The organism is Bradyrhizobium sp. 6(2017) (genome assembly GCF_011058295.2).
GTDB lineage: Bacteria > Pseudomonadota > Alphaproteobacteria > Rhizobiales > Xanthobacteraceae > Bradyrhizobium > Bradyrhizobium septentrionale.
Genome location: NZ_CP049289.2, coordinates 4,680,666 through 4,706,414, shown reverse-complemented (window position 1 = coordinate 4,706,414; position 25,749 = coordinate 4,680,666). Strand labels below are relative to the sequence as shown.

General features: G+C 64.6%; 29 protein-coding genes and 1 pseudogene. 14 read left to right on the top strand and 16 right to left on the bottom strand.

Going from position 1 to position 25,749, the window contains the following annotated elements:
• Nucleotides 1-141 precede the first annotated feature (141 nt).
• The gene (locus tag G6P99_RS21920) at nt 142-327 is read right to left on the bottom strand and encodes a hypothetical protein (RefSeq protein WP_156928692.1); all 186 of its coding nucleotides are present in this window, start codon (nt 325-327) and stop codon (nt 142-144) included.
• 188 nt (nt 328-515) lie between these two features.
• On the opposite strand from G6P99_RS21920, the pseudogene G6P99_RS21915 reads away from it, so the two are divergent.
• Nucleotides 516-1,245: pseudogene (locus G6P99_RS21915) on the top strand (class I SAM-dependent methyltransferase).
• A gap of 123 nt (nt 1,246-1,368) precedes the next feature.
• Here G6P99_RS21915 and G6P99_RS21910 read toward each other — a convergent pair.
• On the bottom strand, nt 1,369-1,548 hold the full coding sequence (locus G6P99_RS21910; RefSeq protein WP_029082211.1) for a hypothetical protein: 180 nt from the start codon (nt 1,546-1,548) through the stop codon (nt 1,369-1,371).
• A 458-nt stretch (nt 1,549-2,006) separates the two neighbouring features.
• Nucleotides 2,007-2,588 carry a septal ring lytic transglycosylase RlpA family protein gene (locus G6P99_RS21905; RefSeq protein WP_084518527.1) on the bottom strand — a complete coding sequence of 194 codons (582 nt, stop codon included), beginning with the start codon at nt 2,586-2,588 and terminating at the stop codon, nt 2,007-2,009.
• Between the two features lie 384 nt (nt 2,589-2,972).
• Here G6P99_RS21905 and G6P99_RS21900 point away from each other — a divergent pair, with 384 nt between their 5' ends.
• Entirely contained in the window at nt 2,973-4,040 is a 1,068-nt protein-coding gene (locus tag G6P99_RS21900) for a hypothetical protein (RefSeq protein WP_051346446.1), read from the top strand.
• 75 nt (nt 4,041-4,115) lie between these two features.
• On the opposite strand, the gene G6P99_RS21895 is transcribed toward G6P99_RS21900, so the two are convergent.
• A complete protein-coding gene (locus G6P99_RS21895) occupies nt 4,116-4,745 on the bottom strand; it encodes a L,D-transpeptidase (protein WP_224741651.1) in 630 nt (209 codons plus the stop codon).
• Between the two features lie 175 nt (nt 4,746-4,920).
• Between G6P99_RS21895 and G6P99_RS21890 the strand changes: the two genes are divergently transcribed.
• Complete coding sequence (locus G6P99_RS21890) at nt 4,921-5,304, top strand: hypothetical protein (protein WP_029082214.1); 384 nt, start codon at nt 4,921-4,923, stop codon at nt 5,302-5,304.
• 9 nt (nt 5,305-5,313) lie between these two features.
• Here the strand turns inward: G6P99_RS21890 and G6P99_RS21885 are convergent, their stop codons facing one another.
• Both G6P99_RS21885 and G6P99_RS21880 read right to left on the bottom strand, forming a co-directional pair.
• Nucleotides 5,314-6,096: an SDR family NAD(P)-dependent oxidoreductase gene (locus G6P99_RS21885; RefSeq protein ID WP_029082215.1), complete on the bottom strand. Its 783-nt coding sequence runs from the start codon at nt 6,094-6,096 to the stop codon at nt 5,314-5,316.
• Between the two features lie 24 nt (nt 6,097-6,120).
• Entirely contained in the window at nt 6,121-6,711 is a 591-nt protein-coding gene (locus G6P99_RS21880; RefSeq protein ID WP_029082216.1) for an NADPH-dependent FMN reductase, read from the bottom strand.
• 179 nt (nt 6,712-6,890) lie between these two features.
• On the opposite strand from G6P99_RS21880, the gene G6P99_RS21875 reads away from it, so the two are divergent.
• Together G6P99_RS21875 and G6P99_RS21870 are read left to right on the top strand one after the other, a co-directional pair.
• A complete protein-coding gene (locus G6P99_RS21875; RefSeq protein ID WP_029082217.1) occupies nt 6,891-7,145 on the top strand; it encodes a hypothetical protein in 255 nt (84 codons plus the stop codon).
• Between the two features lie 161 nt (nt 7,146-7,306).
• Nucleotides 7,307-9,388 carry a methyl-accepting chemotaxis protein gene (locus tag G6P99_RS21870; protein WP_029082218.1) on the top strand — a complete coding sequence of 694 codons (2,082 nt, stop codon included), beginning with the start codon at nt 7,307-7,309 and terminating at the stop codon, nt 9,386-9,388.
• Here the strand turns inward: G6P99_RS21870 and G6P99_RS21865 are convergent, their stop codons facing one another.
• The gene (locus G6P99_RS21865; protein ID WP_029082219.1) at nt 9,389-10,243 is read right to left on the bottom strand and encodes a LysR family transcriptional regulator; all 855 of its coding nucleotides are present in this window, start codon (nt 10,241-10,243) and stop codon (nt 9,389-9,391) included.
• A 94-nt stretch (nt 10,244-10,337) separates the two neighbouring features.
• On the opposite strand from G6P99_RS21865, the gene G6P99_RS21860 reads away from it, so the two are divergent.
• Nucleotides 10,338-11,339, top strand: coding sequence for a zinc-dependent alcohol dehydrogenase family protein (locus G6P99_RS21860; protein ID WP_029082220.1), 1,002 nt, complete (start codon nt 10,338-10,340; stop codon nt 11,337-11,339).
• Between the two features lie 17 nt (nt 11,340-11,356).
• Here the strand turns inward: G6P99_RS21860 and G6P99_RS21855 are convergent, their stop codons facing one another.
• From G6P99_RS21855 to G6P99_RS21845, 3 genes are all read right to left on the bottom strand, one after another.
• A complete protein-coding gene (locus tag G6P99_RS21855) occupies nt 11,357-12,520 on the bottom strand; it encodes an acyl-CoA dehydrogenase family protein (protein WP_165123413.1) in 1,164 nt (387 codons plus the stop codon).
• A 139-nt stretch (nt 12,521-12,659) separates the two neighbouring features.
• Nucleotides 12,660-13,574, bottom strand: coding sequence for an alpha/beta hydrolase family protein (locus G6P99_RS21850; protein WP_051346447.1), 915 nt, complete (start codon nt 13,572-13,574; stop codon nt 12,660-12,662).
• Nucleotides 13,575-13,587: 13 nt separating this feature from the next.
• On the bottom strand, nt 13,588-14,265 hold the full coding sequence (locus G6P99_RS21845) for a nitroreductase (RefSeq protein ID WP_029082222.1): 678 nt from the start codon (nt 14,263-14,265) through the stop codon (nt 13,588-13,590).
• A 150-nt stretch (nt 14,266-14,415) separates the two neighbouring features.
• Here G6P99_RS21845 and G6P99_RS21840 point away from each other — a divergent pair, with 150 nt between their 5' ends.
• Nucleotides 14,416-14,664 (top strand): hypothetical protein, encoded by a 249-nt coding sequence (locus tag G6P99_RS21840; protein ID WP_029082223.1) that lies wholly within the window; start codon nt 14,416-14,418, stop codon nt 14,662-14,664.
• Nucleotides 14,665-14,839: 175 nt separating this feature from the next.
• Here G6P99_RS21840 and G6P99_RS21835 read toward each other — a convergent pair whose 3' ends face one another.
• Nucleotides 14,840-15,085, bottom strand: coding sequence for a PilZ domain-containing protein (locus G6P99_RS21835; RefSeq protein WP_165123412.1), 246 nt, complete (start codon nt 15,083-15,085; stop codon nt 14,840-14,842).
• 71 nt (nt 15,086-15,156) lie between these two features.
• Nucleotides 15,157-16,128: an AraC family transcriptional regulator gene (locus tag G6P99_RS21830; protein ID WP_245284733.1), complete on the bottom strand. Its 972-nt coding sequence runs from the start codon at nt 16,126-16,128 to the stop codon at nt 15,157-15,159.
• Between the two features lie 311 nt (nt 16,129-16,439).
• Here G6P99_RS21830 and G6P99_RS21825 point away from each other — a divergent pair, with 311 nt between their 5' ends.
• Genes G6P99_RS21825 through G6P99_RS21810 form a run of 4 tightly spaced genes read left to right on the top strand, consistent with a single transcriptional unit; the run spans nt 16,440 to nt 19,096 of the window.
• Nucleotides 16,440-17,549, top strand: a complete 1,110-nt coding sequence (locus G6P99_RS21825; protein WP_029082226.1) for a DUF2336 domain-containing protein — start codon at nt 16,440-16,442, stop codon at nt 17,547-17,549.
• Nucleotides 17,550-17,557: 8 nt separating this feature from the next.
• Nucleotides 17,558-17,860, top strand: coding sequence for a PilZ domain-containing protein (locus tag G6P99_RS21820; protein WP_029082227.1), 303 nt, complete (start codon nt 17,558-17,560; stop codon nt 17,858-17,860).
• 36 nt (nt 17,861-17,896) lie between these two features.
• Complete coding sequence (locus G6P99_RS21815; RefSeq protein WP_029082228.1) at nt 17,897-18,088, top strand: hypothetical protein; 192 nt, start codon at nt 17,897-17,899, stop codon at nt 18,086-18,088.
• 33 nt (nt 18,089-18,121) lie between these two features.
• Entirely contained in the window at nt 18,122-19,096 is a 975-nt protein-coding gene (locus tag G6P99_RS21810; RefSeq protein ID WP_334262113.1) for an HD domain-containing phosphohydrolase, read from the top strand.
• 184 nt (nt 19,097-19,280) lie between these two features.
• Here G6P99_RS21810 and G6P99_RS21805 read toward each other — a convergent pair whose 3' ends face one another.
• The gene (locus tag G6P99_RS21805) at nt 19,281-20,156 is read right to left on the bottom strand and encodes an MBL fold metallo-hydrolase (RefSeq protein ID WP_029082230.1); all 876 of its coding nucleotides are present in this window, start codon (nt 20,154-20,156) and stop codon (nt 19,281-19,283) included.
• A 146-nt stretch (nt 20,157-20,302) separates the two neighbouring features.
• Here G6P99_RS21805 and G6P99_RS21800 point away from each other — a divergent pair, with 146 nt between their 5' ends.
• The gene (locus tag G6P99_RS21800; protein ID WP_051346448.1) at nt 20,303-21,175 is read left to right on the top strand and encodes a dienelactone hydrolase family protein; all 873 of its coding nucleotides are present in this window, start codon (nt 20,303-20,305) and stop codon (nt 21,173-21,175) included.
• A 60-nt stretch (nt 21,176-21,235) separates the two neighbouring features.
• On the opposite strand, the gene G6P99_RS21795 is transcribed toward G6P99_RS21800, so the two are convergent.
• A complete protein-coding gene (locus tag G6P99_RS21795) occupies nt 21,236-21,532 on the bottom strand; it encodes an HU family DNA-binding protein (protein ID WP_029082232.1) in 297 nt (98 codons plus the stop codon).
• A gap of 365 nt (nt 21,533-21,897) precedes the next feature.
• Here G6P99_RS21795 and G6P99_RS21790 point away from each other — a divergent pair, with 365 nt between their 5' ends.
• Entirely contained in the window at nt 21,898-22,530 is a 633-nt protein-coding gene (locus G6P99_RS21790) for a DapH/DapD/GlmU-related protein (RefSeq protein WP_029082233.1), read from the top strand.
• 1 nt (nt 22,531) lies between these two features.
• On the opposite strand, the gene G6P99_RS21785 is transcribed toward G6P99_RS21790, so the two are convergent.
• A complete protein-coding gene (locus G6P99_RS21785) occupies nt 22,532-24,154 on the bottom strand; it encodes an ABC-F family ATP-binding cassette domain-containing protein (protein WP_029082234.1) in 1,623 nt (540 codons plus the stop codon).
• Between the two features lie 158 nt (nt 24,155-24,312).
• Here G6P99_RS21785 and G6P99_RS21780 point away from each other — a divergent pair, with 158 nt between their 5' ends.
• Complete coding sequence (locus G6P99_RS21780) at nt 24,313-24,756, top strand: DMT family transporter (RefSeq protein WP_165123411.1); 444 nt, start codon at nt 24,313-24,315, stop codon at nt 24,754-24,756.
• 71 nt (nt 24,757-24,827) lie between these two features.
• Here the strand turns inward: G6P99_RS21780 and G6P99_RS21775 are convergent, their stop codons facing one another.
• On the bottom strand, nt 24,828-25,532 hold the full coding sequence (locus G6P99_RS21775; protein ID WP_029082236.1) for a GrlR family regulatory protein: 705 nt from the start codon (nt 25,530-25,532) through the stop codon (nt 24,828-24,830).
• Nucleotides 25,533-25,749 lie beyond the last annotated feature (217 nt).

The following is a 25,749-nucleotide window of genomic DNA, read 5'->3' as shown; positions in this document are numbered from 1 at the left end:
CAAATCAAATTTGTCTGCGGCTTTGCCTGAACAGAGTTCCCGGAATTTCCGGCGAAGGCAAGCGGCGCTGCGGAGTTCGCAAAACGAATGGTGCGGCGCGCAGCGCCGGATCATTCGATCAGCCATCGCCGTTTCCGGCAGTCAGCTCTGATGCGGTCCGCGCATCATCTTCATGGCGTCCTCGACGTGGCGCCAGTCCCGGGCTTGTTCGGTCTCGCCCTTGCTCTCGCAGTCGACGGCATTTTGCGCCGCCTGGGCGATCGCTTGCGGGCCGTACGTCTGCAACATCTGCCACGCGATAGTGTGGATTTGCGTCTCGGCTATCATGACGCGCTCCTCCGCTGCCGAATGCCGCGGGGACAGGCGTGACCGCGTGCCCCGCGCGCTCACATTAAAACCGCCGAACGCGCTGTCTGGTTCCAGGATCACCGCCGAACTCGACGGATTCGGCGGTTCCCACGCGCCGCGCCGGCGGTTACAGAGAGATCACTCCGACCGACACGAGTGCCGCGACCATGGCGCAGAACATCTATGACGATCCCGGCTTCTTTGCCGGCTACAGCCAGTTGCCACGGCAGGTCCGCGGACTGCTCGGCGCGCCCGAATGGCCGGCGATCCGCGCCATGCTGCCCGATATCGTCGGCAAGCGCGTGGTCGATCTCGGCTGCGGCTTCGGCTGGGCATCGCGCTGGATGCGTGAGCAAGGCGCATCCGCCGTGCTGGGTTGTCGACCTCTCGCAGAACATGATCGCCCGCGCCACGGCGATGGCGCAGGATCCGGCCATCGCTTACGAGATCGCCGACCTCGAAACGCTCGAGCTGCCAAAGGCCACCTTCGATCTCGCCTACAGCGCCCTCACCTTCCACTATATCAGGGATTTCGATCGTCTGGCGCGCATGCTGTATCGCACGCTCGTTCCGGAGGGGCACCTGGTCTTCACCATCGAGCACCCGGTCTACATGGCACCCGCCCATCCGGGCTGGGGGCAGGACCAAGACGGCCGCAAGACCTGGCCGGTCAACCGGTACTTCATCGAAGGCGAACGCCGCACCGACTGGTATGCGCTGGGCGTGCTGAAATATCACCGCACGATCGGCACCACGCTCAACGCGCTGATCGGCGCCGGCTTCACGCTGCGGCATATCGAGGAATTTTCCCCGACGCGGGAGCAGATCAAGGCCATGCCCGAACTGGCCGACGAACTCGAACGCCCGATGATGATGCTGGTGTCAGCGCAGCGCTAAAGCATGATCCGGAAAAGTGCGAAGCGGTTTTCCCTCGCGACAAACGCAGCGCGTTTGCGCGGAGATCATGCTCAAAACAAAGAGCCAAAGCGCGATTCAACCCAAGCTCATCGCGCTTGAACCTTACGCTGCGAGCAGCTTGTCGAATTCCTCGGGCGGGTATGATTTTCCGTCCTTGTCGGTGATCACGACCTGCCATCCTTCGCTCGCCCAGACCTTGGCCTTGGCAACGATGATGAAGGTGCTCTCCCGCTCGATCCTGACCGTTTCGTTCTCGCGTTCTGCGATCATCTTGTAGGCCAACGCTTGTCCCTCGCCGACGCATTCTGCTCGGTGGTGTGTTGGCAGCGGCGTTGGGCCGCAATTCGCCGGGAGCGTGACAATTTGGTGAAAGCGATGGCGCAGGATTTGGCGGAACGCAACGTGCGGTCGCGCCTACGCCAACTTCCCATCAAGGTCGGCATATCCGGCATGTGCCAGGTCTTATGCCAAGGACTTTCCGGAGATGGCTCGGATCCGCCCATCAACTCATGCAGCGAGCAGAGCTCAAAGAAAAATCCCGCCTTGGAGGGACAACGCCAAGGCGGGGAAGGTTCACTGGGTAGAAATCCACGCGCCTGGAAATGGAGAGCGCGGGGAAGTAGCGGCAACAATTCTATTTGCTGCGCTCGTTCGGACAACAGGATTAAAGCGCGCGAAATGCCGGGACTTTTTCCCGATCGAGCTGGCAAAAATCCCGAACCTGGCTTCTGCCGCGCCGTTCACTGCACGACGTCGAGCCTGACATTGGCGACGCCCTTGCCGACCATGCCGAGCGACTGGGCGGCGGAATAGGAGACGTCGACGATGCGCCCGGGAACGTAGGGTCCGCGATCGTTGACGCGCACCGTGACGGAACGGCCGCTCTTGACGTCGGTGACGCGCAGCCTGGTGCCGAACGGCAGCGTGGGATGCGCGGCAGTCAGTTCGCGCCCATCGAACTTTTCACCGCTCGCGGTTGGCTGCGCCTCGCTGTAGAAGCTCGCGACGCCGTGCGACGCGATCCTGGTGTCGCCGGTCTTGCGCGAGGCGTAAGGCGTGTGCCTGCGCGCCGCTGCGACACGTGTGCGCGGCGCAGAGGATGCAGCCCGCGTCGGCTCGATCGAGGCTGGCCGGCTCGCGAGCGCCTGTGAGCGCTGGCTGACGACGGAGGACTGCGCGCAGGCCGCGAGCGAGGCGGCGCCGATCACCACGGCGAACAGCCTGAGCGGCTTTCGGGCATGCGCAAACAGCATCGAGGGCGCAGCACAGTGCGAGCTGCGTTTGACGCCGACGTACGAGATGACTGCATCGTCGCGTGACATGTTGCACCCCCAACTTGCGCCCCAGCCCAAGCCGAAAATCCAACAGCTGCCTATCAGCCGAATCCAAACGGGGCGGAACGGTGGCGGACACGGTCAGACGTGCCGCACGTAACCCGATTTCCCCTCGGCTGTGGTGGATACGCCACACAACCGAGGGAGATTCAGTCCGGAAATGCAGTACGGCGCCCCTCGCGAGCGTACGTGGACGCTCGTGCCCCCTTTGCCTCCAGCTTCGGTTCCCGAAACTCCCCAACCTCTCCACCCTCTCGCCTTGCTTTGGTCAAACCGGACTGGAGTCGTGGGGACAGGGTCAGGGGTCGATACAGAGCGCTAATTTGCCGGCCGCCTATTTGCGGTTGACCTTGGACTGAAACGGGGACCGCCATGCAATCCACACTGAAAGACGCAGATCCGCACGATATTTTCGCGATTGAGCCGAGCTTCACACCGGCACGTAAGGACGATGCCGCCACACCGGCACAAGCCGGCAAGGCAGCGCCGGAGCAGCGCGAGCCGTGGTTCGGCCCGAGCCTCGCGCCCTCGGCGCCGCCGATCGCGCCCGTCGCCTCGATGCCACCAGTCACGCCGGTGTCAATGACGCCGGCACCGGCCGCGCCGGAGTACAGCGCCGCAAGCCATGACGGCAGACTGGACGACATCAGACTGGAGCGCGCGCCGCGCCCCACCAACAAATGGGCGGTCCGCGCCTTCTGGTTCGTGTTCGCGATCGCCGGCGCCATGGGCACCGCGGCGTGGCAACACTACGGACATCGCGTCAAGCAGGTGGTGGCGGAGTACGCGCCCCAGGTCGAGGCCCTGACGTCGCTGCTGCCAGGCAGAGCCACTCCTGCTCCCGACCAGGCGAGCCCACCCGCGCAGGCGGCTGCCGCCGATCAGTCGGCTGAGGCCGCTCCGGCCGCTGCGCCACAGGACATCGCCACGGCCGCGCCCACACCTGCCGCAGCACCGGCGGCCGCAGCGGTGCCGGTTGTGCCCGCCGCCCCGGCAGCGCCAGCCGGAGCCGCCCCCGACCAGTCGCAGTTGCTGCAGTCGATGGCGCGCGATCTGGCGTCGATGGGACAGCAGATCGAGCAGCTCAAGACCAGCATCGATCAGCTCAAGGCCGGCCAGGATCAGTTGACACAGCGTGTCGCGAGGACGACCGAAACCAGGGCCATCGAGCCACGGCCGGTCGTGCCGCGTCCGCGCGCCGCGATCACGCCGCCGCCGGCGGCACCCCATGTGGCCGTTGCTCCGCCGCCGGTGCGCCGGCCGGCCCAAGCCTACATCCCGCCGCCGCCTCCGCCGGCATCTGCAGCGCCGCTGCCGGCGCCGGTTGCGGCCGCACCGCAGGCCGCGGCACCGCGGCCGGTGCAACCGCAGCAGCAGTCCAGCGTGGTTGATGCCGATGATGGCGGCCCCGTCGTTCGGCCGCCGATGCCGCTGCGCTGAAGGCCAGCCGGCGATTGAAAAGAAATGCGGCCGATCGCGATACGCGATCGGCCGCCGCACATCGCATGATGCGAATTACGCGCTCTGTCCCGGCGGCAGCACGACCACGGTCGCGCCCGGCTTGACCCGCTGGTAGAGATCGATGACGTCGGGATTGTTCATGCGGATGCAGCCCGACGAGATCGCCTGCCCGATATATTCGGGCTGGTTGGTGCCGTGGATGCGGTAGAGCGTGTCCTTGTTGCCCTGGTAGAGGTAGATGCCCCGGGCGCCGAGCGGGTTGGCCGGTCCGCCGGCGACACGCGCCGGATACGGCCCGAGCCGCTCCTGGATATCCTTGGTCGGAACCCAATCCGGCCATTCGGCGAGGCGGCCGACGGTGGCGACACCTGAGAACGCCATCGCCTCCTCGCCCACGGCGACGCCGTAGCGGATCGCCTTGCCGCCGGGCAGCACGTAATAGAGGTAGCGCTTGTCGGTATCGACCAGGATCGACCCCGGCTGCTCGCGGCGCGTGTAATCGACAATGTGGCGCTGGAACTGATCCGGGATCTTGGCGTCCGCATAGGGCGGATGCGCCAGCAACTGCCGATCGCGCGGCGTCATCGCGGCATCCGTCACGGGCGACAGCGTCGCCTGCATGCAGCCGCCAAGTGCAAGCGAACCCACCAGCACAGCAGCAAGCCCCAACTTCGACACGATCATTCTCCCCTGCGTTAACTTTTGCCAGATGCTGCCGAAATCGTGCTGAAATCGTGGCAGCGCCATCTGGAACACGGCTGTTTGATCGGTTCCTATAGCGACTGTGTCCTGTGGGTTGCAGTCGGTTCCCTTGGGCGCTAGCGTAGTAAAAAACGTCCAAAACCTTCGGAGGAATTCCATGCGTTACGCTTTGCTGATCGGCGGCCTGATTGTCGCAGCAACCCCTGCCCACGCCGATCCGCGCGCCGCCTATGTCACGATGGTGCTGCAGGCCTTTGCCGCCAAGGTCGAGTGCCCCGGCACCGATCTGGTCTATCAGGACCTCGTGCAGCGGGCGCAGGACATGCACCTCCCCGACGGCACCACCGAGCAGGTGCGCAAGGCGATCGCCTATATGCACACCGGTGGCAAGATGGGCGAGAAGCAGCCCGACGACCTGATGACCGAAGTTGCGATCGCAACCCAGACCACCGACCTCGATCAGCGCCGCGCCGGCAGCATGACGACTTGGTGCCAAGACCAAAAGACGCGGCTTGCGGGCTACATCAGGACCAAGGAGTAACTTCGACTCTCAATCGAGCTCCGGCGGCGCGAACCAGTTGGTCAGCGACAGACCGCCGTCGACCACGATCGATGCGCCGGTAACGTAGCCGGAGAGCTTGTGCGACAGCACGGCCAGCGCCATCGGCGCGAGATCGTCGGCCTGGCCAAGCCGCCCGAGCGGGATGTGCTTGGCGAGCGCCGGATCGGCAACGAAGCCGCCGGCTGCGATCGCGCCGGGCACCAGGGCGTTGACGCGGATGCCATAGCGGCCCCAGCTCTTGGCAAGCTCCTTCACCAGCATCGCCATGCCGGCCTTCGCCGTCGAGTAATGCGGCAGATTGCGGGGCGTGCCGGCATGCAGCGAGGTGAGCAGCAGGAACGAGCCCGGCGTCTTCGCTGCGATCAGCCTGCGCGCCAGTTCGCGCGACAGGTGAAAGCCGGCATCGAGATTGACTGCGTGCATCTGACGCCAGGCATCATCGTCGACCGCCATGGCATGATCGGCCTCGCGCCGCGGCGGCGAAGCGCTGTGGACGAAATGCGTCACCTGCCCGACCGTGCCGTGCGCATGCGCATGCAGGGCGTCGCACGCCACACGCTGCGCGAGATCGCCGACCCACGGCACCGCCAGTTCCGGACGCGGGGAAGCCTTGATCGCGGCCAAAACCCTGTCCTCATGCAGGTCGGCGAACACCGTGCGCACGCCTTCGCCGACCAGAGCCTGCGCGATGGCGCGGCCGATGCCGTTGCCTGCGCCGGTGACCAGGGCGGCCTCGCGCGCGGGATCGAAGGGCGATGTGAAAAGGCTCATGATCCCTGAACTCCGAGGACTGGTTCAATACGGCGGCGCCTTGCGCGCCCGCTGTGCCTTGGCGGCTTCCATCCACCAGGCAAGATCGTCGGCAAAGCGTGGGAAGGCGCGCTCGAGCGATTTGCCGCCCTCGCCGATTGGCTGGCCCTCGGCCGACAGGGTCTGCGCGATCGGCCCCGCACTGATCGTGCTCGACACCACCACCATGCCCATCTCCGACAGCGTGCCGTGCCAGGCGGTCGCGGCGCGCGCCCCGGCGAATCGTCCGGCGGAATAGCTCGCGATCGCCGCGGGCCGCCAGAACCATTCCTCGAGGAAATGATCGGTGAGGTTCTTCAGCCCGGGCTGCATGCCCCAATTGTACTCGCCGGTGACGAACAGGAAGCCGTCGGCGTCGCGGATCTTTCCGGCGAGCGTTTCGAGCGCGGCCGGCGCCTGGCCCTTGGGATGTTCCTTGTACATCCGGTCGAGCATCGGCAGGCCGACCTCCTTGGCATCGATCAACTCGACATCGTCGCCGCGGGCGCGAAAGCCCTCGACGACGAAATGCGCCAGCCGGATGCCCATGCGATCCGAACGATAGGAGCCGTAGAAGACGAGAATGCGGTGGGTCATGATGGGGCGATCCTAGCACGGTGCGGCAACAGCGTCCTGCGATGCCGCGCGCAGATGTTAACCACTGTCCCAGTTCGTTTTCCGGGCATTAAGCAATTCGTCGCAGGCCCTTTGCCGCGGCCCAAAATCGCCAGATTTCTTTTCTGGATATGAATTCGCTTCGAGAAGGAGAACCCGACATGCGGATTGCAGGGCTGGTTTTCGCAGGCTCGCTCGCCGCCATCGCTGCCATTGCAACACCAGCGCTGGCGAAGAGTGGCGAGCGGCAGAAAGCCGACGACAAATCCACCACCACGACTTCAGCCGGTTGCCAGGCCTATCAGCAGGCCGCCGACGGCACCTGGACCCAGCTGCCCTGCGGCGAAGCGGGCTCGGGCGGCGCGACCCAGCATCGCTCCGCGACCAAGGGCGGCGCTGACGACGACGAGCACTGAACGCCACGCACGACGGGGCGGCGCCTGAACTTTTGGACGATTGGACTTTCGGGCAGGATGGAAGCCCGGAGCGCCGTGGCTCGCGCATCGTAAACCCAAGCTTAATGCGCACAAGGTACGGTTGAGGCCTCCCCTCTCTCGTCCAGAATGGCGCGCATCCCATGAAAATCGGTACTCTCCTGACGGCCGCGATCGTCTCCTTGTCCGCGGTCGGCGGCGGACTGGCGGCTTATGTCGCGGTGACCAAGTACCAGACCATGGACAAGATCTCGACCGCGCAGAGCCGGCTCGAGATCGTCCGCGCCGTCGGCGATATCCCGCGCTACATGAACCCCGAGCGGGGCTACGCCACCAATTTGCTGCTCGGCACCGCCACGATCGATCCGAAGCAGATCGCCGAACTCGACCGTCAGCGCCAGCTGACCGACGGCGCGCTCGCCAAGGTCAACCAGGTGCGCGCCGCCCTGCCGGGATCGCTCGACGACGGCGAGGCGGTCGCGAGCGCGATCGATGCGCTGAAGCTGAAGTTTGCCGGGCTGCGCGACGCCATTACGGCTGCAATCTCAGGCCCGGCCGATGCCCGCCGCGCGGCCGCCGGCAAGATCGTCGCCGACAATTCCGTGTTCAACGCCGGTGTTACCACGCTGCTCGACGAGCAGGTGCGCCGGCTCGCCGGCCTCGACGGCAATGCCTATCGCCAGGCCAGCTATGCCAACGTCGCCTGGACGCTGCGCGACACCGGCGGCCTCAATGCCAGCCTGCACAAGGCGCTGGTCGGCGCCAAGCGTGTCGCGACCGATCAGGAGAAGCTGGAACTCTACCGCTCGACCGGCCGCACCGAGCAGATCCTCTCGACGCTGCAGGAATTGCGCAACAATCCGGCAACGCCAGCGAACGTCATGACGGCGCTCGGCAAGATGCAGGCCGACTATGTCGAGCGATTCGGCAAGGCGCTGAAGTTCGCCAAGGAAGGCGCAGTGACCGGCAAATACGAGCAGGACCTCGACACCTACTACCCCGAATCGCAGATCGGCCTCGCCGCCATCATCACCGTGCGCGACGCGTTCTACGAGAATGCCGAGCAGGGCCTTGCGAGCGCCTACTCGTCGGCGCGGTTCAGCTTCGTGATTGCGCTGGTCGGTCTGCTCGCGGTCATTGCGGTCAGCGCCGGCCTCATCGTCATGGTCGGCCGCCGCATCCTCAACCCGATCGCCGCCCTCACCGGCCGGATGTCGCGTCTGGCCGCGGGCGAGGTCGCCGAGGCTATCCCCGGCGCCGCGCGCAACGACGAGATCGGCGCCATGGCCGCCGCCGTGCAGGTGTTCAAGGACAACAAGATCGAAGCCGATCGCCTCGCTGCCGAGAAGGAAGCTGAGAACTACGTCAAGATGCGCCGCGCGCGTGTGCTCGACGATCTGACCCGCGCCTTCGAGGCCAAGCTCAGAGAACTGGTCGGCGGACTGTCGGCGGCATCGTCTGTGATGGAGGATACGGCGCAATCGATGTCGGCGACCGCCGCCGCCACCAACCGCCAGGCCGCGGTCGTGGCGGCCGCATCGGATCAGACCTCGACCAACGTGCAGACGGTGGCGAGCGCGACCGAGGAACTGACCTCATCGATCTCGGAGATCGCCCGCCAGGTCGCGACCTCGACCGAGATCGCGGCGCGCGCGGTCGACCATGCCCGCCGCACCGGCGACACTGCGCGTTCGCTGGCTGACGGCGCACAGAAGATCGGCGACGTGGTGACGCTGATCCAGAGCATCGCGGCACAGACCAACCTGCTTGCGCTCAACGCCACCATCGAGGCGGCGCGCGCCGGCGAGGCCGGCCGCGGCTTTGCGGTGGTCGCCTCGGAGGTGAAATCGCTCGCCGGCCAGACCGCGAAGGCGACCACGGAGATTGCCGAGCAGATCACCGCGATCCAGACCGCGAGCGACGAGACCGTCACCGCAATCAGGAGCGTCGTCGACGTCATCACCGAGATCGACCAGATCGGCACCGCGATTGCCGCCGCGATCGAGGAGCAGGGCTCGGCAACCCAGGAGATCTCGCGCAGCGTTCAGGAAGCCGCGCGCGGCACCCAGGAGGTCAATTCCAACATCTCCGGCGTGCAGCGCGCCGCCGACGACACCGGCGCCGCGGCAACCCAGGTGCTGGGCGCGGCCGAACAGCTCTCGACGCAGTCCAAGGACCTCGCCGGCCAGGTCAACCGCTTCCTCTCCGACGTGCGGGCGGCGTAGCTAATTCGCAAGCCGGTCGATCAGGAGGGCGAGCAGCGCACGCAGGCGCGCGAGCCGCTTGAGATCGCGATGATAACCCACAAAGGTATCGCGTCCGTGCGGCGGCGCACCGAGATCGACCAGCCGCAAGCCGTCAATTGAATCGGCGAGCGGACGCGGCAACACCGCAACACCGGCACCCTCGGCGCACATCCGGGCCTGAACGTCGCGATTGTTGCTGCGCGAGATCACATGCGCATGCGGCAGCATCTTCTTCAGCCAGACCGCATCGGGCATGCCATCGAACGCGGTGTCCATCGTGATCAGCGGCGTGCCGCGCCCGTCACCTGGCTTTGGTGCGTAAGGGCTGTCGGCGCGGGCATAGACGCCATAGTCGATGCGCATCAGCCGCCGTGAGATCACCTCCGCCTCGTCGAACGGCCGGATGCGGAAAGCGATATCGGCCTCACGCCGCGGCAGGCTGTAGAGGCGCGCGTCGGTCAGCAGTTCCACCACCACGCGCGGCTGAAGCTTTGCAAACTCGGCGAGTACCGAAGTCAAGACACAGGCGCCGAACCAGTCCGAGGATGAGACGCGCAACAGACCATCGAGATGGCGGTCCCGCCCGGCAAGTTGGCGCTCGAGTGCATCGGCCTCCTCCTCCATTCGCTCGGCATGGGCGAGCACGCTGGCGCCCTCGTCGGTCAACACAAACCCGTCGGCGGTGCGCTGAAAGAGCGTCTGGCCGAGCGACGTTTCCAGTTCGCGCAGCCGCCGTCCCATAGTCGGCTGACTCTGCCCGAGCATGCGCGCCGCCGCGCCAAGTGTCCCTTCCCGTGCGACGGCGAGGAAGATCCTAAGATCGCTCCATTCCATTGAGGCGCCCATTCAAAAATGAATGGACAACGTACAACATCGTCTATTCCCAAACAATCACAGTGTCCGCAGATTGGCAACCAAGGAGCTCGACATGACCGACCAGCCTTCAATGCACGCCGCGATACTGGAAACCCCCAACACGCCCTTTCGCTTGACCGACATCCTGCGGCCGCAGCCAGGACCAGGCCAGGTGCTGGTCCGCGTCCATGCCAGCGGCGTCAACCCGCTCGACCTCAAGATTGCGGCAGGTCAGGCAGCGCATGCGCGGCAGCCGCTGCCTGCCATCCTCGGTATCGATCTCAGCGGCGTCGTCGAGGCCATAGGCCCCGGCGTGACGGGATTGCGCAGAGGTGACGAGGTCTACGGCATGACCGGCGGCGTCGGCGGACTACAGGGTTCGCTCGCCGATTACGCGGCAGTGGATGCCGATCTGCTGGCCCCGAAGCCTGCAAATCTCACCATGCGCGAGGCGGCAGTGCTGCCGTTGATCTTCATTACTGCGTGGGAAGGTCTGGTCGATCGGGCACATGTTGCCGCCGGCCAGAAGGTCCTGGTTCATGGCGGAGCCGGCGGCGTCGGCCATATCGCGATCCAGATCGCGCGCGCGTTTGGCGCCGACGTCTACGGCACCGGCTCGTCCAACAGCCTGGCGCTCATCGAACGTCTCGGAGCAACGCCGATCGACTACGCCGGCGAGACCGTCGAAGATTACGTCACCCGCCACACGCAGGGCCGCGGCTTCGACATCGTGTTCGACACGGTCGGCGGCGCGACGCTCGACGCCTCCTTCAATGCGGTGCGCCGCTTCGGCCATGTCGTCAGCGCGCTCGGCTGGGGCACGCACGCGCTGGCGCCGCTGTCGTTTCGTGCCGCAAGCTATTCCGGCGTGTTCACGTTGCTGCCGTTGCTGACCGGCGAAGGCCGCGCCCACCATGGCGAGATCCTGCGCGAGGCGACGCGTCTGGTCGAGAGCGGCATGGTCGGGCCGCGCCTCGATCCGCGTCACTTCACGCTGGCGACGCTCGCCGATGCGTACGCCGCGATCCGGGACCGGACCGCGACCGGCAAGGTGGTGGTGGATGTCGCGGTTTAGGCCACGACGGGCGAAACCTAACCTCCCCGCAGACCAAGCACGCGACGCGCGATCGACTGGCGGTGCACCTCGCTCGGGCCTTCATAGACCCGCATCAGCCGAGCCTTCTGCCAGAGCGCGTTGAGCGGCAATTCCAGCGTCACGCCAAGCGCGCCGAGCGTCTGCATGGCGTGGTCGCAGGCTTCATAGGCCATCTCGGTCGCGAACACCTTGATCATCGAGGCCTCGTGGCGGATGTCCTCGCCGCGATCGGTCTTGTCGGCGGCCTCGCGCACCATCAGCCGGCAGGCATGCATCCGCGTGGAGATGTCGGCGATCCACCACTGGATCGCCTGGCGCTCGGCGAGCTTGACGCCGAACGTCTCGCGTTGCTTGGCGTGCTCGCACATCATATCGAGCGCGCGCTTGGTGATGCCGACGCAGGTCGATCCCATCTCGAGCCGCCGCGTGCGCAGGCGCAGCTGCATCGGCGCGTAACCCTTGCCGACCTCGCCCAGCACCGAGTCCTTCGGGATGCGGCAGTCCTCGAAAACGATCTCGTAGGTCGAGCCGCCGCCGACCATCGGGATCTCGCGCTCGATGATGAATCCCGGCGTGCCCTTCTCGACGATGAAGGAGGTGATGCCGCCGTGGCGCTGGTCGCTGCCGACACGCGTCATCACGATGATGAAGTCGGCGGCGCGCGCGTTGCTGATCCAGATCTTGCGGCCGTTCAGCACCCACTCTTCGCCCTCGAGCACCGCGCGGGTCTTCATGCCGGCCGGATCGCCGCCGGCGCCGGGCTCCGAGATCGCGATCGCCGATGCCATCCGGCCCTCGATATAGGGCTGCAGATATTTTTTCTTCTGCGCATCGGTGCCGACCGCTTGCAGCATGCGCAGGTTCGGCGAGTCCGGCGGCAGCACGAAGGGCACGCAGCTGCGGCCAAGCTCCTCGTGCACCGCAGCCATCGTGCGGGTCGGCAGGTCGTGGCCGCCGAGATCCTCGGGCGCATCGAGGCCCCAGAGTCCGAGCTCCTTCGAGACGTCGCGCAGCCGCTTGCGCTGTTCCGGCGTGAGCTCGGGATGATCGCTGCCGGGCAGTTTCGATTTCAGATATTGCGGCTCGAGCGGGATCAGCTCGCGATCGACGAATCTCGCGACGGTCTCGCGGATCATGGCTGTCTGTTCATCATCGCTCATCTGAGATTCCTCGCCTGCGCTGTTGTGCTTCAAAAAACCAGTAGCGCATTTTTTGCCGGCACAAATAGCGGAAACGCGCGCGCGCACTCACGCTCGCGCGAGGGTTTCACGGCGCGGAATTCAATATCCCGCGGCGTGGTCAGCGCGTGCGTATTTGCGCGGGACGCGCGGGCGCGTCGAGCAGCCGATCGCGCAGCACGAGATTGTTGGCAGCAAGGAAGCGATCGACGATCGGCGCCCAGATCGCCGTTCCATTCTCGTTGAACAGCGTGTGCCCGTCGCTACCGAAGGCAGGCGTTCGAACCAGCGCGAGCTTGCCGCCGGCTTTCGCAAACGCGTCCGACAATCGCGTCACGAGTTTCGGCCCGAAGAAATGATCGTTGTCGGCGGACACCCACAGCAGCGGGATGCGCGAGGATTTGCCGAACTGCGCGAACGCGTCGACGAGTTCGTCCTCCTCGCAGACCGTATCGGGGCCGGTCGATCCGCGGCCCGGCGCGAACGCGATTGCAGCGGCCAGACCCGACGGCGCCATCGACGTCAACGCGACCGTGGCAAAGCCTCCCGCCGAGCGGCCGACGCTGATCCCCTTGCTGACGTAATCCTGACCGGTCATGAATTTGGCGGCGGCTGCGACGTCGCTGGCGCCGGCGCGGCCGGCCTTCGCATAGTCCGGGTCAGAGCACCCTCCGTAATTCTCGGCCCATCCACCCTGCGAGGCGCCGTAGCCGCGGCGCAGGAAAGCCACGGCGACCCAGCCGCGCCGGGCGAACTCCACAGCCTGTGCCCACATCCCGTAGGGGCTCATCGCCGGACGGTCGCTCGCCGACCGCGGTGAGCCGTGATTGAGCAGGATCAGCGGATGCGGTTGCCCGTCATCCGGCCGCAGCACGATCGCGTCGAGCAGCGCGACGGACGGCCCTGCCCCTCCCGCATTCGGCACCGGGATCTTGAGCGCGTCGAGGCGTATGCCCTCCGCTCGCCCGGAACCGAGGGCCGAGATGAAGACGACCAACGCCAGGACAACCGCGCCGGTGATGCTGCGGGTCCGCACTGGTCATATCCCTCTATTCGGCAAAGCCGACGTAGCGGACAAAATCGCTGTTGGCCTCGCGGTCCGACCGCACCGCATTGGCGGCAAAGCCGTCGTCGGGATAGCCCATCGCGACGCAGGTCATGATCACCTGGTCTTCCGGGATGTTGGCGACCTCGCGCACGATGTCGGAGCGCATGATGCCCTGGCCGTTGATCACGCTGCCAAGGCCGCGATCCCAAGCCGCCAGCACGATGCCGTAGCAGAGCGCGCCGAGATCGAAATGGCAGACCGCGCCGGGATCGAGGATCCGGTCATAGGCGAGCACCAACGAGACCGGGGCGTCGAACTGGCGGAAGCCGCGCAGCACCCAATCCTGCCGCATCGGCTTGTCGTCGCGCGCAATCCCCATCGCCCCGAACAGCTTCTTGGCGATGTCGACCTGGCGACCGCGGTGCACGCCCTGGTACTCGCCATGGCTGACGATGTCGCGCTTGGCTTTGGCGCCGGCGATCATCTCCTCCATGTTGCGGCGGCGCACTTCCTCCAGCGGCGCCCCGGTCAGGACATGGACGTGCCAGGGCTGGGTGTTCATCGAGGACGGCGCGCGCTTGGCCACCTCGATGATCTCCTCCACGGTCGCCCGTGACACCGGCTGCTTCTTGAACCCGCGCACGCTTTTGCGTGTCTGTACCAGCGTCTCGAATTCCATTCCGGGCGTCCCCCATGTTGTTCCGCGCTGCACGCGGAATTTCCTTGCTCTGATCGGGGCATTTTACCGACAAAATCGGCTGTGGGAACTTGATCGGGCCAAGAATCCGATATCCAATCCGGCCACTGGTTTGGTTTAGGGAGAACCCAGATGAAGCGGATTTTCTTGGCGGCCGTGATCGCGACCTTTGCCGCCGGTTCGGCATTTGCACAGGACGCCTCCTGCGAGACGAAGGCGGTCGGCAAGGACGGCAAGCCGCTGGCCGGCGCGGCCAAGACCTCGTTCATGAAGAAGTGCACGACCGATACCTGCGAGACCAAGGCGGTCGGCTCCGACGGCAAGAAGCTCGCCGGCGCGGCCAAAAACTCGTTCATGAAGAAGTGCCAGAGCGGCGCCTGAGCCCCTCGCCGGCGCTTCCCTCAGCTTCGATCGGGACAAGACCATCGGGTCGCGCCGGGCGCGGCCCGAACGGCTATTGACGGATGCTTGCGCCAGATCAGCCGATGCTTTTTGTTTTGACGCGCTTTCTTCACGCGAACCGGTGTCCGCTTCGCTCGAAAACGCTCTTCTGCGCTCAGAACGAGACGCCGACCCGCACACCCCTGCTCCAGACCCGCCGGCACCGCTTCTTGGTGTTGCCGTGAAACATTTCGAAACGTTCGGGCAGCTGGATCGGCTTCTGAAACTCCAGGCAGGCCCCTCCGGCGGAATAGTCCACCAGCCGGCATTCGATCAGCGGCGCCTTCGGCTCGAGCTGCAGCTTGACCACACTGGATACGCATCCTGTCGGACGAACACGCGCAAATCTCCGGGGATGCATCACCGCCGCCTCTGGTGGAATCGTACCAATAGCCTCTTCGGCGGCCGTTAAGATTCCGTTCAGATCGACGATTACGATTCGTATCTGCCAGCGGCCGTCTCGGCGCGCACGGCGCCCGGACGGCGCGAGGCGGCCAGCGTCTCCGATGGCGCTTCCCCGAACTGCGACCGATAGCTGCGCGAAAAATCGCTCAGGTGCCAAAATCCGTAGGCCAGCGCGCAGGCCTTGACGCTCTGCGCACCGGCGAGCAGTTGCTGGCGTACCAGCCAGAGCCGGCGCAACCGCAGATAGCGATGCAGGCTGACGCCCCGGTAGCGCTGGATGGCGTCGTGCAGCGTGCGCACCGACACGCCGATCTGCCTGGCGAGTTCGCCGCTGTAAATCGGGTGAGCCACGTCGCCGGCCAGAATGGCACGCGCGTCGTTGAAGACCTTGAACTGCCGCGTCGTGTTGGCCCGCGTCGTCCACTTGGCCGGCACGATCTCGGCGAAGGCGTTGTCGATCGCCGCAAGCAGCGTTTCCTTGATCGACGCGCCGGTAGCGAACTGGGCATCATCAGTCTGCTGTGAGGTCACGAGCAGAATTTGCCTGACCACTTCGCGCAGCCGATCCTGCGCGCGTTGAGATATTTCGTGAATGCTGAAATGGAGACCCGGGTTCGGCCAGCCGCGGTCGACAACCTCCGGCGTGAACATCGCCGAGACATATTGCCGGGGCGCCTCCTCCACCGAGGTATAGAACGCGCCGCCGCCGCCAAGCACGATCACCGCACGATCGCGCTCGACGCCGTTGAACCGCATCGGGACACCGTCATCCATCGTGAAGCCGACCGCCGTCGTGTGCCGCGCAAGCTGCGCGTCGACGATGCGCGGAAAGGACTGGGTGTAGTTGAGCTCGCATCCCGGCAAACTCAGGATGATCTGCTCGGCCGAAATCTTCCGCGCGAGTGGCGTGAAATCAACATCCAGGTCTCGGATCGAACTCCGGAATGCATCGACGTCGTCAAAACGAAAGACTCTCGGCACCAGCAATGGCGCCGTCAAATGACTGCTCCTGTGAAATGGTCTTGAAAATGTCCGCGCGGCGCCACGCAAAGCGCGCCGGCCTCATTGATAATTTCCATGCACAAAATGCGAATCGTCCAATGAACTCAGTCAAGAAAACTGCGGTCCGTTCGTCGAAGCGGACAATCTGGCAAAATATCGCTGCTGCCGATTTTCGATAGTGTTTACCGCAATATCCACCGTCAGCACAGGCACCCCCATCAATTTCTATACCCCTATTAAAGATTCGGGGAGCAAAATGCTTTCGGGGACACAGAAGTTCCCCGTCGCGGAACATTTTAGGTACCGCAATGACCACCATTGCCTCGCCAGATCTTATTGCTGAACTCGACCATGTCCTGAAGGCCGGCTCACCAGACCGCCGCACGCGCATGCTGCGGGAGGTGGCAGGGCTTTTTCTCGAAGACGCTCACCGGCTCAACGAACACCATGTCGGGCTGTTCGACGACATCCTGGTCCGCCTGACCGAGAGCGTCGAGCTGCGGACATTGACCACGCTCAGCCGCTCCCTTGCCGACCTGCGTCTGGTGCCGCGGGAGCTGGCACGGCGGCTCGCCAATCATGACGACGCCGATGTCGCCGCGCCGATCCTGCGCAAATGCGACTGCATTCTGGATGCCGACCTGATCGACATCGCCTGGATGCGGGCCGAAGGACATCTCTGCGCGATCGCGGGACGCAAGGCGGTCAACCAGGAGCTCACGGACATTCTGCTGATGCGTGGCGACGGCAACGTCTTGCGCGCTTTGGCCGAAAATCCCGGCGCGGAACTGACCAGCGCTGGCTTTGCCATGATGGTTGATGCCGCCGAGCGCGACGACGGCATCGCAGACGCATTGATATCGCGCACCGACCTGCCGGACCGCGTGCTCGCCGATCTCGTCATGCGATCCACACCGCGTCAGCAGGCCCGGCTGCTCAAGCGCGCACGTCCCGACATTCAGGACGCGATCCGCGCCGCCATCGATACCAGCTCAGCCCGCGCCTCCGCAAAACCACCAGCCACGATCGACTATGCGGAGGCGCGGGCCACGGTGATGGCCCTGAACAAGTCCGGACAGCTGAACGACTCCAGCGTCAACCGTTTCGCGATCAGGCAAGAGGTCCGCAACGTCGTCGCGGCGCTGGCGCAGCTCGCGAGCGTTCCGATCGAAACGATCACGCCGCTGATGGACGCCGCCGACAGCAACGGGCTCGTCATCGCCTGCCGCGCATCGCGACTGAACTGGAACACCACGGCCGCGATCGTCAGCTACCGAAAGGCCGGCCTGACGGTCGCGCCGGACGAGCTGGAGCGCGCCCGGCAGATGTTTGAAGGGCTGCCGCTGTCGAACGCGCAGCGCACGATCCGGTTCGGTTCGCTGAGCGAGCTGACTGCGAAGCCTTCCAAGGCAGGGTGAGTGGCGTCATGACGTATGGTGACCGCAGGGCGGAGCGCGTCAGGCTCGATACCCGCTATCCCGTCAATCTCATGGGTGTCGACGGCACATGGCGGCGGAGCTGCATCCTGCTCGACGTCTCGCAGAGCGGCGCCCGGCTCGAGGTCGACGGAACGCTTGATGTGCTGAAGGCCCAGGAGTTCTTCCTGGTGCTGTCCTCGCGGGGGCTGGCCTTCCGCCGCTGCGAGCTGGTCCGTGTCGACGGCACCGAGATCGGCGTGAGATTCATCGAAGAGAAAAAGCGAAAGGGACGCCCGGTCATTCCGAAATGAGGATGGCGGCACCCGGCCTGAAAGGAAGTTGACGACATGCCGAGAGCGACAAACATCGTGGTATCGACCGTGTCAGCCGCACCGTTACGCGGGACCATCGAATTCGACTGCGCCGGCACCGTCGCGACGTTCGAGATCAATGAGGAGCTCGCGCATCGCCTCTGCACCGAGCTTGAACGGTTTCTGACCCAGGCTCCGCGCCGGACTCAGGTGACGCGGCTCGGGTAACGCCGCCCTTTCGCCAAAAGATCGCCTGCCTCGATGCCGATTCATATTGTTGCCGATACGCCGTCCAGACTGTCCGATGTCCGCGGACTTCTGGGACAAACATTTGAGATCACCTCAGAACTGCTTACCGCTGCGCGGCTCCGGGGCGGCGATGTCGAGGCATTGGTCGTGAGCGCCGACCTGCGGCTCGTCGACAACATCGCTGCATTGAAAGCGATCTCCAGCAGACTAAAGCGGATCCCGAGGCGCATCTTCATCGTCGATCAGCGTACGCGCCTTGCAATGGTCCAGGCCTATGCGCTCGGCGCGACGGATGCTCTCTTCCGTCCGGTCAAGCCATCGCAGCTTCTGGCAAGGCTTGTCGATATCGAAGCGCCATCGATCGTTCCGGACGATCTGTCACCGACCAGTATTGAAGCGGCATCCGCTGGCGCCGCCAGCATTGCCGCAATGTTTTCGGCCGTGATGAACGGTGCGGCGATCGATGTCGCCGATGTCAGGCACGCCGGAGCGGGAATCGCCGACAGCATCGCTGAAAATGGGCTTTCCGACTGGTTGGCGACCGTCCGCCGCCACCACGAAGGCACCTACCAGCACTGCCTGCTGGTCACCGGCCTCGCGGTCGATTTCGGCATGAGCCTCGGCATGAGCAAGCCTGACATCGAGCGTCTCTATTCTGCGGCGATGTTCCACGACATCGGCAAGGCGACGATCCCCCTCACCGTTCTCGACAAGCCGGGTCGGCTCGACGACGCCGAGCGCTCGCTGATCCAGACCCATCCCGCCTTGGGCCATGACGCGCTGAAGGACACGCCGGGTATCTCCGCGGAAGTTCTCGACGCGGTGCGGCACCATCACGAATATCTCGACGGCAGCGGCTATCCCGACGGGCTGTGCTCCGAAAGTATTCCGGACATCGTCCGCATCCTGACTATCTCCGACATCTTCGCGGCCGCTGATCGAACAACGGACCTACAAGCCGACGATGCCGCGGGACAAAGCCTATGAGCTCTTGCTCGACATGAAGGGCAAGCTCGAACGACCGCTGGTTGTGGCCTTCAGGGACGTCGCGCTCAACCGCTGACCGGCCCGTGCCGCCTGGAGCATTTTCGGTTCTGATTAGAATCAGAACCGAAGCTCCAGATTATTGCTTTGACGCGTTTTCTTCACGCGAACCTTCGCTCGAAACGCTCTACTCCCGCTTGAAGCGATAGTCGAAGCGGTCGCCGTCCGCGGTGATCAGGCCGACCGTCGGGGCCGGGAAATGGATCGGCAGGATCAGCGTGTCGGTCCCGGCCACAGAGCCAAAGAATTTTCGCCGCGAGATCGCCGATTGCTTCGGATCCCAATCGGGCTTTGCCGACCATTCCGGCTCGCGGCACTGGATCGCATGATGCATCAGATCGCCGGCGACCACGGCGCGCTGCCCCTTCGAGAAGATGTTGATACAGCAATGGCAGGGCGAATGACCCGGCGTCGGCGTCAGCGTCACGGTGTCGTCGAGCGCATAGTCGTCGTCGACCAATAGCGCCTGCCCGGCCTCGACGATCGGCAGGCAATTGTCGCGAAACACCGTGCCCGGCGGATTGGCGCCCTTGGCGTTCTCGGCCTCCCAGGCCGCATACTCACCCTTGTGGAAGACGTATTTCGCGTTCGGGAAGGTCGGCACCCAGCGCCCGTCGCGCAGCGTGGTGTTCCAGCCGGTGTGGTCGATATGCAGATGGGTGCAGAACACGTAGTCGATCTGCTCGTAGGAGATTCCGAGCGCGAACAGCTCGTTGCGCCAGCGTTCCTTGCCCGGGAAGTCGAACGGCGGCGGGTGCCCCTTGTTCTCACCGGTGCAAGTGTCGACCAGGATGGTATGGCGCGGCGTCCGCACCACGAAGGTCTGGTAGGTGATCACCATCATGCCGCGCGCGGCATCGAACACCTCCGGCTCCATCGTCTTCAGGTGATGCTTGAACACAGCATCGTCATAGGTCGGGAAGAAATCCTGCGGCCGCCGCCACGGCCCTTCGCGCTCGATCACCGCGTCGATCGTGATGTCGCCGATCCTGATCTGTTTCATGCTGTTTCGCTCCCGCTTTTTTTGCGAAGGGTAGCGGGCGGCCCCTTACCTCACAAGCCGAGCACGGTGCAGCGTGCCATGCGGCTTTGCATTGCTGGAAGCAGTCATGCCGTAATTCATCCGAAAATGTTGCTCATGCTGTGGGGATGACCCATCGCGCGATTCAGATTGCCCTCCTGATGCTCACGACATTGCCGACAGCGGCGGCGGCCGCCCCCGACACCGTTTTCTTTCCGAGCGCCGACGGCAAGACCGAGATCGTCGGCTATCTGTTTCGGCCGCAAACGCCGGGCCCGCACCCCGCCATCGTGCTGCTGCACGGCCGCGGCGGCCCCTATTCGATCAACGTCAACAAGGACTGCACCCTGGTGTCGCGCACAGCTCCGTCCGCGGCCTGCAATGCCGGCAGCCTCTCCAAGCGCCACGCGATTTGGGGGCAGTATTGGGCCGACCACGGCTACGTCGCGCTGCTGCCGGACAGCTTTGGGCCGCGCGGCAAGGCCCATGGCTTCGGCCGCTTCACGCATGACGATCCCGATCGCGACGACGTCAACGAAAAGACCGTGCGGCCGCTGGACGCCGAGGGCGCGCTAAGCTGGCTGCGCAGCCGGAAAGATGTCCGGGAGAACCGCATCTTCCTGCAGGGATGGTCGAACGGCGGCAGCACCGCGCTGAACGTCATGCAGCGCCAGGGTACGGCGACGTCGGGCTATCGCGCAGCGCTGGCGTTCTATCCCGGCTGCGGGCCGGCGGCCCTGCTGGCGCAGACGCTCAAGTCGGCCGCACCGATCACGATGCTGCTCGGATCCGACGACGAGGAGGTGTCGCCCGAGCGGTGCCAGGAGGTCGCGCAGCGTTCCGTCGCCGCGGGCAGCAAGATCGAGGTCGTGCTCTATCCCGGCGCGACCCACGATTTCGACGATCCCGGCCAACGCCGGCAATCGAATCCCGCCAACGACGCGGCGCTGAAGGATGCAATGATCAGGGCCATTGCCGCAGTCAACGGCTTGAAGGATTAGGCCGCCCAGCCACGCGCCGTTGCATTTCTTGCGCGCTTGGCTCGCCGCAAACCGTAGTCTTCAGACGGCGTCCTTAGCGACCTTGAGAGGTGACGCCTTGACTGACTTGCTGGCTGGCTTCGCCGCAAATTCCATCGGCTCTTTCGTAAAAGGATTTACGCCGCTGCGAGCTTCTGTGGCAGGCTTATGCACGACAGACATTTTCACAAAGCCAGGTATGACGAACTCACCGGATTCGTTCAGCTCTCTATAGCCAACAGTCGCCATGTGCTCGATGACGGTCCTTACGTCGTTCTTCGAGATCTGCGTGCCTTCGGCAATCGCGTCGATCAATTGATTCTTCGTCATCTTGGCCATGCTGAAATCCTCTGAATTTGGGGGCGCGCGAGCTACGACGCAACTCTGTCTAGAATGTGGTAAAACCACGCAGCGCGCTTCTCGTTCATGCCAACGGCATGAAGTCACCGGGCTTAAAACCTATCGAGGCCTAAAACGCAAGCAAGCGAATCGCAAATCCTTTGATAGCCCAACAATCTGCAGTGTACATTTCCCGATCCGGTCAGCGGCTTGATTCCCACGCGCGAACTTGCTGAACAAGGCGATCGCCGTGGTCGACGGAATTTAAGAGCTAGGCCCCCGCAGCAGACAGCAACCACTCTCGCCCTGCCCGCCAGCTGTGATAGATACCACTCCGTGCGAGTTGCCGGATCAAGGACAGTCATATGGATCAATCGACCCCGCCCCGCCCCAAGCTTGCCGAAACCGTCATCGAGCCGACGGTCAGGCTGCGCGAGGTCAAGGTTGGGCGTTGCTGCGAAGTTCTCGGCGACACCGCGATCGAATATACCGAACTCGGGGACTATTCCTACCTCGCCAGCGGCTGCATCGTCGCCGACGCGCAGATCGGCCGCTTCTGCGCGATCGCGGCGCAGGTCCGGATCGGCGCGCCTAATCATCCGCTCGAGCGCCCTTCCCAGCACCGCTTCACCTATTGCCCTGAATATTACACGGCCTCCGCCGAACGGGATCGTGACTTCTTCAGGAACCGACGCGCGGATCGCGTCGTGATCGGCAACGATGTCTGGATCGGCCATGGCGTGATCGTGCTGCCCGGCGTCACCGTCGGAGACGGCGCGGTGCTCGCGGCCGGCGCGGTCGTCTCGCGCGATGTCGCGCCCTACACCATCGTCGGCGGCGTGCCGGCCCGGCCGATCAAGGAGCGGTTCAACCGCAAGATCGCGGCCGAGCTATCGCAGATCGCCTGGTGGAACTGGCCGGCTGAGACCATCTGGGAGCGCCTACCGGAATTCCAGTCAGGCGACGTCGAGGCGTTTTGCGCGCGGTGGAGAACTTGAACTAACTCCGCAGCCCCGGCGCCTCATGCCCGGTGCGCGCGACATATTCGGTGTAGCCGCCGCCAAACTGATGGATGCCCTCCGGCGTCAGCTCCAGCACGCGGTTGGAGAGCGCGGCGAGGAAATGCCGGTCGTGGGAGACGAACAGCATGGTGCCCTCGAATTCGGAGAGCGCTGATATCAGCATCTCCTTGGTGGCGAGATCGAGATGGTTGGTCGGTTCGTCGAGCACCAGGAAGTTCGGTGGATCGAACAGCATTTGTGCCATCACCAGCCGCGCCTTCTCGCCGCCCGACAGCACCCGGCATTTCTTCTCGACGTCGTCGCCGGAAAACCCGAAGCAGCCGGCTAGCGCCCGCAAGGAGCCCTGGCCCGCCTGCGGAAAGCAATCCTCAAGCCACTGAAACACGGTGCGTTCGCCGTCGAGCAGATCCATCGCGTGCTGCGCGAAATAGCCCATCTTGACGCTGCCGCCGATCGCGACCGTGCCGTCATCAGGCTCCGTCGAGCCTGCCACGAGCTTCAGCAGTGTCGACTTGCCGGCACCGTTGATGCCCATCACGCACCAGCGCTCGCGGCGGCGGATCATGAAGTCGAGGCCTTGGTAGATGGTGCGGCTGCCATATCCCTTGTGGACATTCTTCAGGTTGACGACGTCTTCGCCGGAGCGCGGCGCCGGCAGGAAGTCGAACGCCACGGTCTGCCGACGTTTCGGCGGCTCGACCCGCTCGATCTTGTCGAGCTTCTTGACCCGGCTCTGCACCTGGGCGGCGTGGGACGCGCGCGCCTTGAAGCGCTCGATGAACTTGATCTCCTTGGCGAGCATCGCCTGCTGCCGCTCGAACTGCGCCTGCTGCTGCTTGTCGGAGAGCGCGCGCTGCTGCTCGTAGAATTCGTAATTGCCGGAATAGCTGGTGAGCTGGCCGCCGTCGATCTCGACCACCTTGTTGATGATGCGGTTGATGAACTCGCGGTCATGCGAGGTCATCAGCAGCGCGCCCTCATAGCCCTTCAGGAACTGCTCGAGCCAGATCAGGCTTTCGAGATCGAGATGGTTGCTTGGCTCGTCGAGCAACATGACGTCGGGACGCATCAAGAGAATACGTGCCAGCGCCACCCGCATCTTCCAGCCGCCGGAGAGTTTTCCGACATCGCCGTCCATCATCTCCTGGCTGAAGCCCAGGCCCGAAAGCGCCTCGCGCGCGCGGCCGTCAAGCGCGTAGCCGTCGAGCTCCTCGAACTGATGCTGCACCTCGCCATAGCGGGCGATGATGTCATCCATCTCACTGGCCTTGTCGGGGTCGGCCATCGCAGCCTCGAGTTCCCTGAGCTCGGCCGCGACCACGCTGACGGGCCCCGCCCCGTCCATCACCTCGGCGACCGCGCTGCGGCCGGACATCTCGCCGACATCCTGGCTGAAATAGCCGATCGAAATGCCACGATCGAGCGAGACCTGGCCCTCATCGGGGACCTCCTGACCCGAGATCATTCGGAACAGCGAGGTCTTGCCGGAGCCGTTCGGCCCGACAAGGCCGATCTTCTCGCCCTTCTGGAGCGCCGCGGAGGCTTCGATGAAGAGGATCTGGTGGCCGACTTGCTTGGAGACGTTATCGAGGCGGATCATGCTCAACGCTGGGAACTGAGGGTTTGCGGCCTCTTATTCGATCTGGGGCGTGGGTGGAAGCCCATTCCGGGCGTTTCGCGCGTCGCTCCACGCATGCCACGATCATGGCCAATCGATTATGACAGAAAGTCCTTCGGCGACCGGTTTTGGGGCATCACATGCAAGTCTGGTTTCTCTCTCTGCTCGCGCTCGGCGCCGGCATCTGCGTGGCCGTTCAGCAGGTCCTCAACGGCAATCTCCGCTCAGCCCTCAACTCGCCGGCCTGGGCCGGGCTCGTCAGCTATCTCGGCGGCCTCGTGACGATGGCGGTCGTGGTGGTCGCGACGCGCGACCCGGTGCCGTCATGGAAGCTGGTGTCGGCCGTGCCCTGGTGGGCCTGGAGCGGCGGCATCCTCGGCGGCGTCTTCATCCTCTTGATAATCCTGCTGCTGCCCTCGCTCGGCGCCGCAACCCTGCTGGTGCTGGTGGTCGCGGGTCAGATGGTCGCCGGCATCGCGATGGACCATTTTGGCGTGTTCGGGCTGGCGCAGCACCCTGTGTCAGTCTCGCGACTGGCCGGCATCGCACTGATCATCGGCGGCGTGCTTCTGATCAAGGATTGAGGAGACGGCCGGTCGCTCTATTTGAGCATGATCTCTTCGGAAAACCGCTTCGCACTTTTCCGGATCATGCTTTAGGCGCGTCGCATCAGCCGCAGTTCGGCTGCCAGCCGAAGGCTGCGCTTGCCGGCCAGCGCGATGCCTTCGAGCTCGGCGCCCTCCTCGCGACACGACCCGGCAAAGCCGATGCCGACCTCATAACCGCCGAACACCGGGTATTCGCCCTTCGCCGGCGTGTGCTCCTGATTGACGATCTCGCCCCGCCAGCGGCCGTCCGCCGACGTATACGAGCCGAGATAGTAGAAGAATGCATCGCCACCGAGGATGCGGCCATCCATCAGCAGCATGACCCCGGAGAGGCCGGCGTCGACACCGTCGAGTGCGCGGAGTTGGATGGAGTAGAGCCCGTTGACGATGCCGCCCGGTCCGACAGCCCCGCGCGGCGGCAACGCCTCATCGTCGAGCGGCGCCAAATTCGCCCAGAACACGCCGTCCGGCATGGCGTCCGCCTTGCCCTCGAGCAGGATAGTCGAGCCCTCGGTGCGGCCGCGCACCTTGATGACGGTGACATCGGCGCCCATCAGCGGCTTGAAGTGCGGATCGTCATTGTGACGCTCGGTGATCACCTCGGCTGATATCTCGCTTCCCGTCACCTGATAGCTACCGAGATGGGCGAAGGCTGAATTGCCACCCATCATCTTGCCGTTGTGCAAGCACATGATGCTGCGGCCGAACGCGCCGTTGATGCCGTACTCGACCTTGTAGAGTCCGTTGAGCACGAGAAATCCAATAAATAAAATTGATTCTATTCGCCACATAGCACCGGGCCGAAGGCCGCACCATTGGGTCTTTTGGCGCAGGCAAGCCCGCAATGTCCGGGTGTGGACAGCAGCCGATTCGTCGCTTAGCTGTAGGCATCCGCCCGCGTCGTGCCGCGTCACGCGGGATCTACCTCCAGTTCATTGTGTCCAAGCATTTGCGCATTCCGCCAATGGT

Coding starts and splice junctions, on each gene's coding strand:
- G6P99_RS21920 (WP_156928692.1), bottom strand. CDS start 327: ATGATAGCCGAGACGCAAATCCACACTATCGCGTGGCAGATGTTGCAG.
- G6P99_RS21905 (WP_084518527.1), bottom strand. CDS start 2,588: ATGTCACGCGACGATGCAGTCATCTCGTACGTCGGCGTCAAACGCAGC.
- G6P99_RS21900 (WP_051346446.1), top strand. CDS start 2,973: ATGCAATCCACACTGAAAGACGCAGATCCGCACGATATTTTCGCGATT.
- G6P99_RS21895 (WP_224741651.1), bottom strand. CDS start 4,745: ATGATCGTGTCGAAGTTGGGGCTTGCTGCTGTGCTGGTGGGTTCGCTT.
- G6P99_RS21890 (WP_029082214.1), top strand. CDS start 4,921: ATGCGTTACGCTTTGCTGATCGGCGGCCTGATTGTCGCAGCAACCCCT.
- G6P99_RS21885 (WP_029082215.1), bottom strand. CDS start 6,096: ATGAGCCTTTTCACATCGCCCTTCGATCCCGCGCGCGAGGCCGCCCTG.
- G6P99_RS21880 (WP_029082216.1), bottom strand. CDS start 6,711: ATGACCCACCGCATTCTCGTCTTCTACGGCTCCTATCGTTCGGATCGC.
- G6P99_RS21875 (WP_029082217.1), top strand. CDS start 6,891: ATGCGGATTGCAGGGCTGGTTTTCGCAGGCTCGCTCGCCGCCATCGCT.
- G6P99_RS21870 (WP_029082218.1), top strand. CDS start 7,307: ATGAAAATCGGTACTCTCCTGACGGCCGCGATCGTCTCCTTGTCCGCG.
- G6P99_RS21865 (WP_029082219.1), bottom strand. CDS start 10,243: ATGGAATGGAGCGATCTTAGGATCTTCCTCGCCGTCGCACGGGAAGGG.
- G6P99_RS21860 (WP_029082220.1), top strand. CDS start 10,338: ATGACCGACCAGCCTTCAATGCACGCCGCGATACTGGAAACCCCCAAC.
- G6P99_RS21855 (WP_165123413.1), bottom strand. CDS start 12,520: ATGAGCGATGATGAACAGACAGCCATGATCCGCGAGACCGTCGCGAGA.
- G6P99_RS21845 (WP_029082222.1), bottom strand. CDS start 14,265: ATGGAATTCGAGACGCTGGTACAGACACGCAAAAGCGTGCGCGGGTTC.
- G6P99_RS21840 (WP_029082223.1), top strand. CDS start 14,416: ATGAAGCGGATTTTCTTGGCGGCCGTGATCGCGACCTTTGCCGCCGGT.
- G6P99_RS21835 (WP_165123412.1), bottom strand. CDS start 15,085: ATGCATCCCCGGAGATTTGCGCGTGTTCGTCCGACAGGATGCGTATCC.
- G6P99_RS21825 (WP_029082226.1), top strand. CDS start 16,440: ATGACCACCATTGCCTCGCCAGATCTTATTGCTGAACTCGACCATGTC.
- G6P99_RS21820 (WP_029082227.1), top strand. CDS start 17,558: ATGACGTATGGTGACCGCAGGGCGGAGCGCGTCAGGCTCGATACCCGC.
- G6P99_RS21815 (WP_029082228.1), top strand. CDS start 17,897: ATGCCGAGAGCGACAAACATCGTGGTATCGACCGTGTCAGCCGCACCG.
- G6P99_RS21810 (WP_334262113.1), top strand. CDS start 18,122: ATGCCGATTCATATTGTTGCCGATACGCCGTCCAGACTGTCCGATGTC.
- G6P99_RS21805 (WP_029082230.1), bottom strand. CDS start 20,156: ATGAAACAGATCAGGATCGGCGACATCACGATCGACGCGGTGATCGAG.
- G6P99_RS21800 (WP_051346448.1), top strand. CDS start 20,303: ATGACCCATCGCGCGATTCAGATTGCCCTCCTGATGCTCACGACATTG.
- G6P99_RS21795 (WP_029082232.1), bottom strand. CDS start 21,532: ATGGCCAAGATGACGAAGAATCAATTGATCGACGCGATTGCCGAAGGC.
- G6P99_RS21790 (WP_029082233.1), top strand. CDS start 21,898: ATGGATCAATCGACCCCGCCCCGCCCCAAGCTTGCCGAAACCGTCATC.
- G6P99_RS21785 (WP_029082234.1), bottom strand. CDS start 24,154: ATGATCCGCCTCGATAACGTCTCCAAGCAAGTCGGCCACCAGATCCTC.
- G6P99_RS21780 (WP_165123411.1), top strand. CDS start 24,313: ATGCAAGTCTGGTTTCTCTCTCTGCTCGCGCTCGGCGCCGGCATCTGC.